This is a genomic window from Bartonella vinsonii subsp. vinsonii, assembly GCF_902825235.1.
In the GTDB taxonomy this organism is placed as follows: Bacteria; Pseudomonadota; Alphaproteobacteria; order Rhizobiales; family Rhizobiaceae; genus Bartonella; species Bartonella vinsonii.
Window position 1 is genome coordinate 311,474 of sequence record NZ_CADEAJ010000001.1, and the last position, 15,633, is coordinate 327,106.

At 38.3% G+C, this 15,633-nt stretch carries 17 protein-coding genes; 8 read left to right on the forward strand and 9 right to left on the reverse strand.

The window, feature by feature from the left end; genetic code table 11:
- Nucleotides 1-104: 104 nt before the first annotated feature.
- On the forward strand, nt 105-428 hold the full coding sequence (gene trxA / locus J7R12_RS01215) for a thioredoxin (RefSeq protein ID WP_126602173.1): 324 nt from the start codon (nt 105-107) through the stop codon (nt 426-428).
- A 103-nt stretch (nt 429-531) separates the two neighbouring features.
- Here trxA and J7R12_RS01220 read toward each other — a convergent pair whose 3' ends face one another.
- Together J7R12_RS01220 and J7R12_RS01225 are read right to left on the reverse strand one after the other, a co-directional pair.
- On the reverse strand, nt 532-2,109 hold the full coding sequence (locus tag J7R12_RS01220; RefSeq protein WP_126602171.1) for a peptide chain release factor 3: 1,578 nt from the start codon (nt 2,107-2,109) through the stop codon (nt 532-534).
- A complete protein-coding gene (locus J7R12_RS01225) occupies nt 2,109-3,770 on the reverse strand; it encodes a lysine--tRNA ligase (protein ID WP_126602169.1) in 1,662 nt (553 codons plus the stop codon). Before J7R12_RS01225 ends, J7R12_RS01220 begins: the two co-directional genes overlap by 1 nt.
- 172 nt (nt 3,771-3,942) lie before the next feature.
- Between J7R12_RS01225 and J7R12_RS01230 the strand changes: the two genes are divergently transcribed.
- Nucleotides 3,943-4,092 carry a hypothetical protein gene (locus tag J7R12_RS01230; RefSeq protein WP_164713717.1) on the forward strand — a complete coding sequence of 50 codons (150 nt, stop codon included), beginning with the start codon at nt 3,943-3,945 and terminating at the stop codon, nt 4,090-4,092.
- 74 nt (nt 4,093-4,166) lie between these two features.
- Here the strand turns inward: J7R12_RS01230 and J7R12_RS01235 are convergent, their stop codons facing one another.
- Complete coding sequence (locus J7R12_RS01235; protein WP_126602167.1) at nt 4,167-5,393, reverse strand: argininosuccinate synthase; 1,227 nt, start codon at nt 5,391-5,393, stop codon at nt 4,167-4,169.
- A gap of 175 nt (nt 5,394-5,568) precedes the next feature.
- On the opposite strand from J7R12_RS01235, the gene J7R12_RS01240 reads away from it, so the two are divergent.
- Nucleotides 5,569-6,207, forward strand: coding sequence for a LysE family translocator (locus tag J7R12_RS01240; protein WP_126602165.1), 639 nt, complete (start codon nt 5,569-5,571; stop codon nt 6,205-6,207).
- Here J7R12_RS01240 and rlmN read toward each other — a convergent pair.
- The 6 genes from rlmN to lptC all read right to left on the reverse strand — a co-directional run bounded on the left by rlmN (nt 6,204) and on the right by lptC (nt 12,538).
- A complete protein-coding gene (rlmN, locus tag J7R12_RS01245; protein WP_126602163.1) occupies nt 6,204-7,439 on the reverse strand; it encodes a 23S rRNA (adenine(2503)-C(2))-methyltransferase RlmN in 1,236 nt (411 codons plus the stop codon). The two genes, J7R12_RS01240 and rlmN, sit on opposite strands and share 4 nt — an antisense overlap.
- Before the next feature lie 41 nt (nt 7,440-7,480).
- Nucleotides 7,481-7,984: an invasion associated locus B family protein gene (locus J7R12_RS01250; RefSeq protein ID WP_126603999.1), complete on the reverse strand. Its 504-nt coding sequence runs from the start codon at nt 7,982-7,984 to the stop codon at nt 7,481-7,483.
- 770 nt (nt 7,985-8,754) lie between these two features.
- Entirely contained in the window at nt 8,755-9,219 is a 465-nt protein-coding gene (gene ptsN, locus J7R12_RS01255) for a PTS IIA-like nitrogen regulatory protein PtsN (RefSeq protein WP_126602161.1), read from the reverse strand.
- Between the two features lie 1,184 nt (nt 9,220-10,403).
- On the reverse strand, nt 10,404-11,198 hold the full coding sequence (gene lptB / locus J7R12_RS01260; protein ID WP_126602159.1) for an LPS export ABC transporter ATP-binding protein: 795 nt from the start codon (nt 11,196-11,198) through the stop codon (nt 10,404-10,406).
- Nucleotides 11,199-11,204: 6 nt separating this feature from the next.
- A complete protein-coding gene (locus tag J7R12_RS01265; protein WP_126602157.1) occupies nt 11,205-11,810 on the reverse strand; it encodes an LptA/OstA family protein in 606 nt (201 codons plus the stop codon).
- 83 nt (nt 11,811-11,893) lie between these two features.
- Nucleotides 11,894-12,538, reverse strand: a complete 645-nt coding sequence (gene lptC / locus J7R12_RS01270; protein WP_126602155.1) for an LPS export ABC transporter periplasmic protein LptC — start codon at nt 12,536-12,538, stop codon at nt 11,894-11,896.
- A gap of 189 nt (nt 12,539-12,727) precedes the next feature.
- On the opposite strand from lptC, the gene ihfB reads away from it, so the two are divergent.
- From ihfB to lspA, 5 genes are read left to right on the forward strand one after another with little or no spacing between them, the layout of a single operon-like run.
- Nucleotides 12,728-13,006 carry an integration host factor subunit beta gene (ihfB, locus tag J7R12_RS01275; protein WP_126602153.1) on the forward strand — a complete coding sequence of 93 codons (279 nt, stop codon included), beginning with the start codon at nt 12,728-12,730 and terminating at the stop codon, nt 13,004-13,006.
- Nucleotides 13,007-13,013: 7 nt separating this feature from the next.
- Entirely contained in the window at nt 13,014-13,310 is a 297-nt protein-coding gene (locus J7R12_RS01280) for a lipopolysaccharide assembly protein LapA domain-containing protein (RefSeq protein ID WP_126602152.1), read from the forward strand.
- A gap of 24 nt (nt 13,311-13,334) precedes the next feature.
- Nucleotides 13,335-14,267 carry a class I SAM-dependent methyltransferase gene (locus tag J7R12_RS01285; RefSeq protein ID WP_126602150.1) on the forward strand — a complete coding sequence of 311 codons (933 nt, stop codon included), beginning with the start codon at nt 13,335-13,337 and terminating at the stop codon, nt 14,265-14,267.
- A gap of 2 nt (nt 14,268-14,269) precedes the next feature.
- Nucleotides 14,270-15,103, forward strand: coding sequence for a TrmH family RNA methyltransferase (locus tag J7R12_RS01290; protein WP_126602148.1), 834 nt, complete (start codon nt 14,270-14,272; stop codon nt 15,101-15,103).
- Between the two features lie 9 nt (nt 15,104-15,112).
- Nucleotides 15,113-15,613, forward strand: coding sequence for a signal peptidase II (lspA, locus tag J7R12_RS01295; RefSeq protein ID WP_126602146.1), 501 nt, complete (start codon nt 15,113-15,115; stop codon nt 15,611-15,613).
- Nucleotides 15,614-15,633: the final 20 nt, after the last annotated feature.

Sequence of the window (15,633 nt, forward strand, 5' to 3'; positions counted from 1 at the left end):
AAGAAAACCTTTTTCTATAAGAGTCCCTATAATTTATTTTTGCAATAACTTGATATGAATTGTTATCGTACCGATGTATAGAATTAGATATAAAGGATAAATTTATGACATGTATAAAAGTTGATAAGAGCAATTTCGAAAATGAAGTCTTGACCTCTTGCACCCCTGTTGTCGTTGATTTTTGGGCAGAGTGGTGTGGCCCTTGTAAAATGATTGCTCCCATTTTGGACGAAATTTCAGTAGAAATGCAAAATCAAGTTAAAATTGCTAAAGTGAATATTGATGAAAATCCGGAACTCGCTACCCAATATGGGGTACGCTCGATTCCTACCTTATTGATGTTTAAAAACGGAAATGTTTCATCAAATATGGTTGGAGCTGCTTCTAAGGGGCGTGTCTCTGAATGGATCAAAGAAGGGCTTGATTAAATTTGCCGATGACAGCTCTTACTACAAAGGAGAGGATTTTCACCTCTCCCTTTTTTTTGAATTTTATTAAAATAACCGCTTTTCCAATAGTAAAAGTTGCTGTTTATTCAGAGCGGATTTGATAATCTTTAAAAGCTGAAAATATTATTTTCGGTGCCCGTTCTGCTTCATAATTCAATGAGAAGTGATTTTCTGCCAAAAAGACTGCATCACCATCTAAATCATGAGCGATAGCAGAACGGTGATTGGTTAGAAATTTTTGTAATTCGTGTTTATCCTCTGAAGAAATCCAACGGCATATACTAAAGCGCGCCGATTCAAAATTCACTGGCAAACCATATTCTATTTTCAGTCGTTCCTTTAAAACATCAATTTGCAAAGCACCAATTACGCCAATAAGAGAAGGTGATCCGTCGTCGGGAATAAAGAGCTGCACAACCCCTTCTTCAGCCATTTGCTGTAAAGCGTCTTTGAGTTTTTTTGCTTTCATCGGATCGCCTAAACAAACACGACGTAAAATTTCTGGTGCAAAATTAGGGACGCCCTTAAAGAGGATGTCTTCTCCTTCAGTCAAAGTATCACCAATGCGCAACGTTCCATGATTGGGAATTCCTACAATATCACCAGCATAAGCTTGATCTGCAATTTGCCGCGAGCGCGCAAAGAAAAATTGTGGAGCAGAAAGCGTCATCGATTTTCCTGTTCGTACCAACTTTGTCTTCATGCCACGCTCAAGTGTTCCCGAACAGACCCGAAAGAATGCAATACGATCACGGTGATTGGGATCCATATTTGCCTGAATCTTAAAAACAAATCCCGTCATTTTAGATTCCATGGCCATGACATTGCGTTGATCTGTGCTCTGATCACGAGGGCTTTGGCCAAAATCAATGAGCGCATTGATTAAATCTCGAACACCAAAATTGCGTAAAGCTGAACCAAAATAAACCGGAGTCATATGTCCTTCACGGAAAGCTTGAAGATCAAAATTTTTGCAAGCATTTCGCGCAAGCTCTACGCTTTCGATAAAAGATAAGCGTTGGTTTTCTGGAAGCAAATTTGCAACCTCATCTGGTCCAGAAACCATTTGTTGCATTACCTCATCATCTTTTTGACGAAAACGATTATGATGAAGATCAAATGTTCCAACAAAATCTTTACCCGTACCGATTGGCCATGTTATTGGTGCGGTATCAAGAGCGAGCTTTTCTTCAATTTCATCTAAAAGCTCTATAGGATCACGTGCTTCTCTATCCATTTTGTTGATAAAAGTAACAATAGGAATATCTCGCATCCGACACACCTCAAACAATTTCAGTGTTCTAGGCTCAATTCCACGCGCACCATCTAGCACCATGATAGCACTATCAACAGCTGTAAGCGTGCGATATGTATCGTCCGCAAAATCCTCATGTCCTGGGGTATCTAACAAATTAAAGATATGATCTTCATATTCAAACGTCATCACCGATGTTACAACTGAAATACCACGATCACGTTCAATATTCATCCAGTCAGAGCGGGTTTGAATACGGTCCTTTTTTGCTTTCACCTCACCGGCAAGCTGAATCGCACCACCAAACAATAAAAGCTTTTCTGTTAATGTTGTTTTCCCCGCATCTGGGTGAGCAATGATTGCAAATGTGCGACGCCGTTTTACTTCTTGCGCTCTCTTTTCCATTATTCCACCATAGTCCGAGCAAGCGCTTCAGCAATCAGTGCACGCATTTCATTAATCCCATATAGTGCAATAAATGACCCCCATCGTGGTCCTCGTTCTTGTCCTAAAAGCACTTCATACAACATTTGAAAAAAGACATTTGAAACACCGGGCCCCCCTTCAGGGCTTTTCTTGCTATGGTCTTGATAGCGTTCCGTTAAACGCGCAACATCAAGAAGCATATTTTGAAGCGTGTTTCCATCAACAGTTTCAGGCAAATTGGCTAATTTTACATCTATTTGCACTAATGTCGCACGTTCACTGTTATCAGGAAGGCGAAATTTTTTATTTGGTTTTACAAAGAGTTCAAAATATTTAATGGCAAATTGCACCAATTGATCAAGTGCTGGGTAAGTTTGTGGGCTAGCTCCCTTAGCATAGCGAGAAATAAAGCCCCAAAGAACCTCTTTATTTTCAGCATTTGAAGCGCTTACCAAATTCAAGAGCATAGCAAAGGATACAGGCAAATCAACTTGTGGAGGGCAACCACTATGGATATGCCATACAGGATTATTAAGCCGCTCTTGCCACTTTTGACGCCCATAGGCTGAAAGATGCGCGTAATATTCATCAACTGCTTTTGGAATAACATCAAAATAAAGCCGTTTAGCTGTTTTGGGCTTTGAAAACATATAAAGCCCTAGACTTTCCGTCGGAGCATATGTTAACCACTCATCAATGGTTAAGCCATTTCCCTTAGATTTAGAAATTTTCTGCCCCTTATCATCTAAAAAGAGCTCATAATTAAATCCTTCTGGTGGATTTCCACCAAGCACTTTACAAATTTTAGAAGAAAGAGTGGTGGAATCGATAAGATCTTTTCCCGCCATTTCATAATCAATGCCAAGTGCTTTCCAACGCATTGCCCAATCCACTTTCCATTGACACTTAACCTTGCCACCTGTAACTTCAGTTTCAATGGTTTCTCCCGTTTCAGGCTCAATATAGGTGACCGTACCTTTTTCAACATTACGAGCAATCATCGGAACTTGTAATACTTTCCCAGAAAATGGAGAAATCGGTAAAAAGAGAGAATAAGTAGCGCGACGTTCTTCACCCAATGTCGGCAAAACAATTGCCATTACTTTGTCATAACAGCTCAGTATTTTTAAAAGTGTTTCATCAAAACGACCAGAAGTGTAATAATCTGTCGCGCTAGCAAATTCATAATCAAAACCAAAACGATCAAGAAAAGTGCGTAAACGCGCGTTATTTGCTGCTCCAAAAGAAGGATAATTATCCCCAAAAGGGTCTGGTACACAGCTAAGCGGTTGACCAAGATAATTTTCCATTTTTTCGCGATCAGGGACATTATCAGGAACCTTACGCAACCCATCCATATCATCAGAAAAACAAAGAAGCTTTGTTTTTACTTTATTCTCAGTGAGAATATGGAAAGCATGACGCACCATGGTTGTACGCGCTACTTCCCCAAAGGTTCCAATATGCGGTAAACCAGAAGGACCATAGCCTGTTTCGAATATTATACTCTCTGGATACCCTGTTTTTTCATACCGTTTGATAATTTTGCGTGCTTCTTCAAATGGCCAAACTTTCGATTGAACAGCTGCATCTCTTAATTCTTGTGTAAAGCTAAGGGTATCATACGGATCACGCATCATCATCTTTATCCTAAAATTAAATTCTTTAATGGCTTGGTGTATGGTTATTAAACTTATTCGTCAATAATAGCGCGCTAAAATCTTCTTAATTATGCTCTTGTTATAACCAGTATCTGCCCTATTCTTTCCATTGTACCCTCTTTTATTTTTATATTAATGAAGTATAAGTATCATGAACCGTAATTTACTCGTTTTGATTATTGGTATTTTAATTGCCATTATTCTAGGTTTTTCCTATTACACATATCAGCAAGAAAAAAAATCCTCTAGCATCGAACTAAAAATAGGACAATTAACCTCTTCGCAGACACCAATAAGTTAGAAAAATGACAAAATTAAACATTTTATATAAAAAAGCCCTTTTACTTATATTTAAAGGCTATTTTATGGGGTTGTTTATTTACGTGCCAAAGAACGCACTGCCAATGTGCGCAAACGTAGGGCATTTAATTTAATGAAGCCAGCAGCATCCTGTTGATCATAGGTGCCTTCATCATCTTCAAAAGTTACCAATTTACTAAAGTAAAGGGACTTTTTGCTTTGGCGTCCTTCAACAATCACATTGCCCTTATAAAGCTTTAATGTAACTTCACCTTCAACATTTTCTTGGGATAAATCAATCGCAGCTTGCAGCATTTTGCGTTCAGGTGAAAACCAAAAGCCATAATAAATAAGCTCTGCATAACGCGGCATTAATTCATCTTTCAAATGCGCTGCTCCCCTATCCAATGTGAGAGATTCCATCGCACGGTGAGCAGTCAAGAGAATGGTCCCTCCTGGCGTCTCATAAATGCCACGTGATTTCATACCAACAAAACGATTTTCTACTAAATCTAACCGACCGATACCGTTGTCTCGTCCATAACTATTCAATTCAGACAGTAAATTCGCGGGCGATAAACTTTTCCCATTTATCGAAATGGCATCACCTTTTTTAAAGTCAATAGTGATTCTGGTCGCCTTATCTGGGGCAGCTTCCGGTGAAAGCGTACGCATATGCACATATTCAGGAGCAGGAAGGGCTGGATCTTCCAAAATTTTTCCTTCTGATGATGAATGCAATAAATTCGCGTCCACAGAAAAAGGCGCCTCGCCTTGCTTATCTTTTTCTACCGGTATTTGATGTGCACGTGCAAAATCAATCAAATCCGTCCGACTTTTAAAAGACCAATCACGCCATGGAGCAATAATTTTGATATCAGGATTAAGTGCATAAGCAGAAAGTTCAAAGCGTACTTGATCGTTGCCTTTTCCTGTTGCCCCATGAGCGATTGCATCTGCTTTCGTTTCTTTGGCAATTTCAATAAGGCGCTTTGCAATAAGTGGACGGGCAATTGATGTCCCTAAAAGATAGGTCCCTTCATAAACGGCATTAGCACGAAACATCGGAAATACAAAATCACGTACAAATTCTTCACGTAGATCTTCAATATAGATTTCTTTAACACCAAGCATTTCAGCTTTATGACGGGCAAGCGTTAACTCTTCCCCCTGTCCCAAATCAGCTGTAAAAGTCACAACTTCAGCGCCTAGTTCACTTTGCAACCATTTAAGAATAATGGATGTATCTAATCCCCCTGAATAAGCTAAAACAACTTTCTTTATATTTTCGTATTTTTTCATTTTAAGCTCTATATAGTTCGTTTTCTTTTCTTGTATTCAGAAATAAAAACGATATAAGCAGTATAAAAATAAATTCTCTTTAAGCAACATTAAAAAGACGTAAAAAAATGTAAGTGAATATGTCTTTCTCAGGGGTGCAAATGGTAAGCACTGCTTACAATAAGAGGAGTTTTACGTGTCATTTCTACCAGAGTGGTCTGTTGTTGTACAATTTGCTTTAGCATCGCTGATTTTAGCACTCATTCCAGGACCTGATATCATGCTATCAGTAGGGCGTACTATTGCACAGAGCAAAAAAGCTGGAATCATGTGCGCTTTAGGAAGTGCAACAGGTTTTGCCATTCAGGTGACTGCTGTAGCGCTCGGTCTATCCGCGCTTATTTTTGCTTCACCACGCGCTTTTTTTCTCCTCAAAATTGGGGGAGCTTTTTATCTTTTATGGCTTTCCTTGCAAGCATTATGTAAAAAATCGACATTTTCTCTCAACAAAACACCTCAAAAGCGTCAAAGCCTTAGACGTCATTATTTTGCCGGTATTGGAATTAATCTCTTAAATCCTAAAGTTATTCTTTTCAATGTAACTTTCTTACCACAATTTATTCATGCGAATGATCCCATGGCTACACAGAAATTGCTCATTTTAGGGCTCTCTTATATCCCTATTTCTTTACCAATTACGATTTCCATGGTTTTTATGGCTCATAAGCTTACTCAGAACCTTAAAAAAAATCCTTCTTATCTCCGTTTTTTAGATTGGTGTATGGCGAGTATTTTTACCAGTTTTGCTTTACATCTTCTCATCATCCAAGATTAAAGCTCTTTAGTGCCAGTTCCACATTCAAGTTGAAAACGCTCAGATTTTCGTAAGCGCTCTGAAGCTGATTTAAGCTGACCACACGCAGCCAAAATATCACGCCCGCGAGGTATCCGAATAGGTGAAGCATAACCAGCTCGATTAACCACATCAGCAAAACGCTCAATTTGTTCCCAATCAGAACATTGATAATTACTACTAGGCCATGGATTAAAAGGAATCAAATTAATCTTTGCCGGAATCCCTTTTAATAATTGAATCAATTGCTTTGCATCATCCAAACTATCATTGATATCTTTCAGCATAACATATTCAAATGTAATGCGCTTTGCATTAGAAAGACCAGGATAATTACGACAAGCATCCATTAATAAAGCAAGAGGATACTTCTTATTGATAGGAACAAGCATATCCCGTAGTGTATCATGCACTGCGTGAAGTGAAATTGCTAACATAACTCCAATTTCTTCACCGGTTCGGATAATTCCAGGAACAACCCCGCTTGTTGAAAGCGTAATTCGACGTTTTGATAAAGAAAGCCCTTCTCCATCAGAAGCAATCAATAAAGCTTTTTTAACTGCTTCAAAATTATAAAGCGGTTCGCCCATCCCCATCATAACGATATTGGTGATTTTACGCCCTTCAACTGGGACAATTGCTCCATCAGGAGTATTTTTATCAGGAAAATCACCTAAACAATCACGTGCAACCAATAATTGCGCTAAAATTTCTTCTGCTGTCAAATTACGAACAAGAACCTGTGTTCCCGTATGGCAAAAGGAACACGTTAACGTACATCCTACCTGTGATGAAAGACATAAAGTACCACGCCCTTCTTCAGGGATATAAACCGTTTCAATTTCAACAGGCCTTCCTGCCCCACGGGCTGGAAAACGCAAGAGCCATTTACGCGTTCCATCCTTTGATATTTGTTCTCCAACAATTTCCGGACGTGCAATGGAAAAATGCCTTTTAAGCATTTCTTGCATGGATTTAGAAATATTCAGCATCTCATCAAAATTTGAAACGCCGCGTACATAAAGCCAGTGCCAAAGCTGGCGTACACGCATACGCGTTTGGCGCTCTGGAACACCAATTGTCTTTAAAGCGTGCATCATTTCATCTTGTGATAAGCCAATTAAAGAGCGCTTCGCGCCCCCCTCCACGATAACAGTATCTGTTTCTCGTGCTCGACATGCACCGACTGGTCTAAGGTCATATGAAATGGCCATTGTTTTCCAATTTATATCACGAATTTAGAGTTACAGAAAGCTTAATGACATTTCTGGACCGTGTTTAATGCAGCAGTTATACCTCTTAAGGAATAAGTATAGGTGGTATGGGTTCCTCGTTTTGAGAGTGCTTTCACCGTCATACTCATCCCAGAACGCATAGCAGAAACAAGCTGCTTTTCTAGCGCTGATGATGCCAACCAAGCCGATGAATCCTTCGTAAAAAAATCAAAATCCACATTTCCAATGGTCACAGTAACTTTTGATCCTTCTTTAAGTGTATATCCAGCCATAAATTGTGGTTCAAATGAGATGGGCGAATCCGAACGCTTGGTAACCAAAAAGAAATTATCGCCATGATTAACCGTCGTTGGGAGTGCCTCTAAGGGTACCGATAACACATAGCAAATTGTATTCTTTGGTGATTTATAAGAATAGGCTCCCCACGCCTCAAACTGATTCAAACGGCTTGGCGTTTGTGCACACGCTTCTCCGAAAGTAATCAGAACCATTATAGATGCAGCAATAACCGTCTTTTCAAACATCTTCATTTAGCTCACTTCTTTAGTCTCTAATAAGATTCTCTTCATGAGAAAGGCTCAATAAAAGCTCGTCAACGCTCTAGTGTAATCGTCCTCATCCTTTCAACAAGCAAAATATTTTTACTCCAACAAGAAAAGATTTTTACATTTAATTTTGACTCTTTGGTTGTTACTAAATATGGAATTTTTATTCAATAACCAGATTGTGAAAAATAACATCTTGATTTTATGCTATAAATTCCATTTCTCGTATAAAAACTCTCTCTTTAAGCAATCAGACTTCAAAATAAAGTGTGAATATAGCATCACCCTGTTAAGAAATAAATCATGCTTCTACACCACAGGCAATTGTTGTAAAATTCTGGAAATACATCCCATAAAGGAATATCCTTCATTTCACAGCCTTTCAGATATCATTTATAAACTCAACACACTTAACGCATTTGCGTTAATAAAAATCATAAAATATTCACCCCTCAACAAATTATAGTGTGTCCATACTTCCTGTTCAATACCGCCTTTTCATACTCTTCAAACCATTTTAATTTTAAAAATACAATTCATAGAATAAATTAAAAAATCTAAAAGCATGATAATGGATGCTTTGCACACAAGTTTAGAGTTGTTCCCGCTTTTTGAAGTGATGATTTCCTTGCTAGAATTTTTTTTAAATCACATGATATAATGAATGGTTCTAAGCTCTTTAAGCGCAAATTGTCTTATTTTCTAACCTACTCTTTGGTGCATTCTCTACAATGCACCACGCCATTTTTTTAAGCTGCATTTGATTCTGAATTCTGAATTAATAGAACATAAAGTGCATGAGCATCATGCGTATTACGTAATTTTTGAACAACATCAACATGACGCAAAACACGTGCAATCTGCGATAAAGCTTTTAAGTGGTCTGCTCCAGCCTTTTCAGGTGCTAAAAGGAGGAAAATAAGATCAATAGGCTCGTCATCAAGAGCTTCAAAATCAACGGGGCTCTCAAGGCGCGCAAATATACCCATGATTCGATGAATATCAGGCAGTTTTCCATGAGGAATCGCAATACCACCACCAAGCCCCGTTGAACCTAGTTTTTCACGTTGCAAAACAATATCAAAAATCACACGTTCACTAAGACCTGTCAGCTCAGCAGCTTTTTCAGACAAAATTTGCAGAACTTGCTTCTTCGAATTCGCTTTAAGAGCCGGAATAATTGCTTCCGGTGCAATTAACTCACTCAAATTCATATTTTAATTTTCCTTTTACACGCTCAAATGCTCACCAATAAACCTGTAAACACTATAGATCCTTAAAGTTTCTTTCACTTTCTTGCATCATCGCATGTGACTTTATTTTTCAATTTATAACGGGTGATGGCTCAATTCATTTCATCTCACTCTTCGTGCAACAATAAATAGTTACTCACCTCCTCATTAACAGCATGAGAAAACAAAGAAATGAAATTGTCCGTAAAATTAATCTTCCTACGATATCCGCAAAGGCATTGTTCGTAAATTTATCACCTTTTTTATCAAAAGAGTTCGCGTATAATTCCTCATCAGATCTTCCTCTTCTTTTTAAAACCTAGCTCTTCATAAAATGAGAAGCATATCGAGGTAAAATGGCTTTTTAATTTGGCAAACACCGTGCAGCTTGAACACTGCCTAACGATCTTAAAAGCTTTTAATCATTCAATAATTATTTTAGAGAGATTCACATATTCAGATTAACACCCGCTGCCATGCACCTGCTTTTAAATGCGCAATGCAAACCAACAAAATATCACAAATCTTATTTGACAACCGTAATATATAACCCATGGTGCCACCCTCAAATATCCTAAACAGCGCCATTGATATGTTGCTCGATTCGACAGAAAAAGCATTTTAATACTCTCTCTTTCCTAACAACATGCGCATTTATTATTTATAGCCCCGTTTATCATTCATTATCAGGTTAATCTAGTGATATCTTTTCCATGATATAGTCAAAAGCGAACTAAATCTATAAATATAGTAAAATCACCTCATCTTGTTGAGGATTTTTTCAACATTCAGCAAAAATTCAATTTAAGGTGATCATCATAAAAAAAGTTTTGGCACAAATAAGGAGCTTCTCAACTCTAACCCAATAAATAGAGCCCCTGTTGTATTAACAAAACTAAAAAACACCCATGCTTTTTTTCTCCTAGACTGCTATATCTTTTGTTTTATTTAAAGTGCTTAATAATAATCATAGCTTCCGCAACGTATTAATAATCGTTCTTAGTTATACAATAAAGACGCATTTCTATAATCGCGGTTAAGAATTAAAATAAAGTTTTTTCGCCCCTTTATAATGCATAATGCGTTTAATTTCCTGAATATTCAAGAATGGTGTTTGTATCCATCATATCCTCTTTAGATTTAAGATACTCATTGAACCTGTAAAATCAGAGAGAAAACTGATTTCCTAAATAAATTCTACGCACATCAGCATTGTTGATAATATCGTTGGGACAACCGTGAACCAACACTCGTCCCGCATGAATGATATAAGCACGGTCGACAAGACCCAATGTTTCTCGTACATTATGATCCGTTATCAAAACACCAATTCCGCGCTGCGTTAAATAACGAATAAGCTGCTGGATATCAAAAATGGCGATAGGATCAATTCCTGCAAATGGTTCATCAAGTAACATAAAATTGGGGCGAGAGGCTAGGGCACGTGCAATTTCAAGCCGTCGGCGCTCTCCCCCTGATAAAGAAAGAGCTGGCATCTTGCGTAGATGATCAATTTTAAATTCATGTAAAAGAGCATCCAATTCCTCACGTCGCTTGAGGGGATCTTTTTCAACACCTTCCAAAACAGCCTTAATATTATTTTCTACTGAAAGTCCACGAAAAATCGACGCTTCTTGCGGAAGATACCCAATACCTAAACGTGCACGTCGATACATTGGAAGATGGGTAACATCAAATCCATCAATTCTAATAGATCCTCCATCCGATTTAATAAGGCCCGTAACCATATAAAAACAAGTTGTCTTACCCGCACCATTGGGACCTAAAATGCCAACAGATTCTCCGGTACGAATACCAAAAGAAACACCATTAACAACCTGCCTTCCACGGTAAACCTTAATTAAACGACTGGCAATTAAAGTTCCCTTTAAACGCTTTCTTAAAGCTTCACTGGCAAGATCATGTCTGTCTGTCTGTTTTTTTCTTTTGATTCCAAACATGAAATCTTAATGGCCATTTTTTTGATTTTGTTTAAAAATGATAGAAACACGGCCCTTTTTCTCAGATGTCTCACAACCTTCTAAAAAAGCCTTTCCGCTTTTCATATCTGCCGTTAGCTTGCATCCCGTTGCCACATTATCACCATCCGTTAATACAACATTATTCCCTGTCAAACGCATTATTTTCGACTTACCATCAAAAACACCCTTATCACCCGTAGCGATCTGCGTAGCATTTTTTATATAAACTTTTCCTAAAGCTTCCATTTTCTTAATACCTGTCGAACCAAACCAAGCAGGCGATGCTTTCATGTCTCCTTGATCCTTATTCGCACCTTTATACGCCTTATCGTAGTACACAACCAATTTTGCCGTTCGCAAAAGACGTTCACCTTGAACCACCGAAACATTACCATTAAAGAGCGCTATCCCCTCTTTATCACGTATTTCTAAAGAATTGGCATAAAGTTCTACTGGTTCTTTGTCGTTTGATAAATTAATTCCAAAATGAGCAACTTCAGCATATCCCAAAACTGTTCCAATCCCTAACATTCCCATGCTTAAAGCCAAAATCATACTCAACCATTTTTTGTATGGTTTCTTCGGCTTCATCTCATCACCCTTCATTCTTCTGTCCATATATACACAGACTTCTTCTTCATAACGAAAATTTAAAGATTCGTATTGAGACTCTCTCATTGCTTGTCAAGCACTAAATGCACACCGCCATGAAAATACATGTTTTGTCCTTTTTTTCGAATTTGCAAAGCATTGGCTGCAAGATGCAATCCTGCACGCTGAATATTGACACGTTGATCTGTATTTAATTGCCCCTCAGATAAATTAATATTTGCTGCCATAAATTGTGCAGTCATTCCGTCATTTGTCGTAATGGTGAATGGCTTATCCAACTGTAAACAACCGTTCATGTTATCATAAACTCCCCCTTGTGCATCGAGAAAAACCCGTCTTTTTTTGCCTACAAGTGCTTCAGCTGTGATATTTTGTAACCCAATCACTCCAGAACGGGTACGATCTTGAAATGCCTTTTCTGCTTTAAGCCAATAAGGCTCATGAGAACGCGTATAGCCTTCTAATTTTGGGTTGAGCATCGTCAATTTCATTATCTCCCCCTCCTCACTTTTTAAGGTAACAGGATCAGAAGAAACGGGAACAAAGAAAAATGTAAACCAGCAAAAAACGAGTGCCGTTACCAATGCTAAAAGAGGTAAAAAAAATTTTAATACGCTAATGCGACGCGAATGACGGGATGCTTTTTTAAAAACATCACCACCAGATGATTTTGTTGAAAAAGCTTCATAATAATTGTGTACGGACATACTACTCTAATCTCTTCAATATTCCGTGTTTTTTAACCTGTATAACCTCTATAAGAAGTATTTTCAAATTTTGTTTCTTGCAATTTGTTTTTTCTTGGTTTTATTTTGCTTTCAAACATTTATATGTTGTAATATGCATGCATGAAATGCACAATTGTAAAAACCTTTTTGTGTGAAAGCGAGGCTATTTTGGTTAAATCAGAACTTGTACAAATTATCGCCCGTCAGAATCCGCATCTTTTTCAACGTGATGTGGAAAATATTGTGAATGCTATTTTTGAGGAAATTTCAACAGCGCTTGCCAATGGTAATCGTGTTGAACTTCGCGGATTTGGAGCTTTTTCTGTTAAAAGCCGTGCAGCACGTAATGGTCGTAATCCACGAACAGGTGAAGCCGTTGTTGTTGAAGAAAAATGGATTCCTTTTTTCAAAACTGGCAAGGATTTACGTGATCGCCTTAATCAGTGAGTAACTTATGATAATTAAACGTATTCTTTCAGCGGCTGCTTTAGTAATTTTTACAGTGTTCTTGGTTGCTTTTGTTTTAGTAAATCGTCAAATGGTTGCATTGACGCTTGTTCCTTTTCGAATAAACTCTGGAAGTTTTACTTACCATGCTCCTTTTTTTATATGGCTTTTTCTCTTTTTTGGTCTTGGTCTTTTATTAGGAAGCTTCATCTATTGGTTTGCCTATCATAAATGCAAAAAAGCGCTCAAAAAAAGCAACGCTGAGCTCGAGAAATTTAAGAGCTTTTTTAATGTAAACTTTTAAAATACCCGTATCATGATACCAAACATGCCTGCACAATATTTTCAATCTCACCATAAGAATAAATATCCGCAGGAAAAGTTACCTCTTATTTTAGAAACAGGTATGAGTGCAGATTATGCTCTCATAGACTCCGGTAATGGGCAAAAATTAGAACGTTATGGAGCTTACCGCATTATCCGTCCTGAAGGTCAAGCATTATGGAAACCTGCTTTACCACAAAAATATTGGGTGGATGTTGATGCTATTTTCACAGGAAATCGAGAAGAAGAAGGGGTTGGTCGCTGGCATTTTCCCCAAAAACCGCTTGATGAAACTTGGCCACTTGCTTGGAATGGATTGTCTTTTCTAGGTCGTTTTACTTCTTTTCGTCATGTGGGTCTTTTTCCTGAACAAGAAGCCCATTGGCGCTTTATAGAAGAACAAATTGTTAAAGCTACTCGTCCGGTAAAATTGCTCAATCTTTTTGGCTATACGGGTATTGCTTCTCTGATTGGAGCACGCGCAGGTGCACATGTTACGCATGTTGATGCTTCTAAAAAAGCCATCGCTTGGGCAAAAGCCAATCAAGAAACAGCAAAATTAACAGATCATTCTATTCGCTGGATTTGCGATGATGCTGTAAAATTTGTCGAACGTGAACTGCGTCGTCAAAAAAACTATGATATCATTCTTCTTGATCCTCCCGCATATGGGCGTGGACCTCATGGCGAAATTTGGCAACTGTTTGATCACTTACCGGCTATGATTACAAACTGTCGTAAACTCCTTTCTGATAAACCTCTTGCCATTGTCCTTACAGCTTATTCTATTCGTGCTTCCTTCTACGCACTCCATGCTTTAATGCGTGATGAATTCATAAACCTTGGTGGCACGGTCGAATCAGGAGAACTTATCTTGCGTGAAGAAGCTGCCGGACGCGCCCTTTCTACTTCTCTTTTTAGCCGTTGGATTGCCTGAATATGTGTATACCCAAAACTGGTAAGGTTAAAGAAATTACCTCCCTTAGCAATCCTATCATCAAAGATCTTCGCGCACTCAGCCAAAAGAAAAACCGTAATCGAGAAGGGCTTTTTATGGCAGAAGGGCTTAAATTGGTGATTGATGCTCTCAATCTCGGCTGGACTCTACAAACACTTATTTTTTCTAAAAGCAAAATGGGTAATGCCGCTATCGAAAATACCGCTGCACGTACTGTAGCCAATGGCGGTTTTGTTATTAAAGCCTCAGAAAAAGTGATGGAATCCATTACCCATCGTGATAACCCACAAACAGTTATTGGCATTTTCAAGCAACAGTGGCACTTCCTTGAAACAATAAAAGGACGTGTTACAGATGTTTATGTTGCTCTTGAGCGCGTACGTGACCCTGGGAATCTTGGAACCATTATCCGCACTGCTGATGCTGTAGGAGCTAAAGGCGTTATTTTGATCGGCGAAACAACAGATCCTTTTTCGCCCGAAACAGTACGTGCAACAATGGGATCAATTTTCTCCATACCTCTCTATCGTTTGGATGAAAGCGCCTTTTTAAACTGGTCTTCTCGCTTTAATGGCATGATCATTGGCACACATCTCAAAGGATCCATTGACTATCGTACAATTGATTTCAAAAATGGACCTGTTATACTTCTCATGGGAAATGAAAAACAGGGGTTACCAGATATTCTTGCAAATTGTTGTGATAAACTGGCACGTATACCACAAAGTGGACGTGCTGACTCGCTTAATCTAGCGATAGCAACAGCTCTCATGCTTTATGAAATCCGCCGCCCTTATTTAACACTGGAACAATGAGGCCAGAATATGATACGTAAATCACTGCCTTTTTTTCTTCTTGGCTTGGTACTTACAATAGGACTTGATCAAGCAGTAAAATATTGGGTTATGAATAATATGCTCCTAGGAACAGCAATCCCGCTTTTTCCTTTCCTTTCCCTCTACCATGTGCGTAATTCCGGTATCGCATTTTCGTTTTTTTCTTCCTTTTCTCACTGGGGGCTTATTGCCATTACATTTACTATCCTTGTTTTTCTTTTATGGCTCTGGAAAAATGTTGAGTATAATAAATCTTTAACGCGCTTTGGTCTTACCCTTATTATTGGCGGGGCAATCGGAAATCTTATTGACCGGATTCGTTTTCACCATGTCACTGATTATATACTCTTTCATATTGATGATATTTTTTATTTTGCTATTTTCAATCTTGCCGATAGTTTTATCACACTTGGTGTTATCGCTATCCTTTTTGAAGAATTGCGTATTTGGATAAAAACAAAACGTCATTCCAATCGCACATCTTCTTAATAAAAAGCTTGTTCATTTAT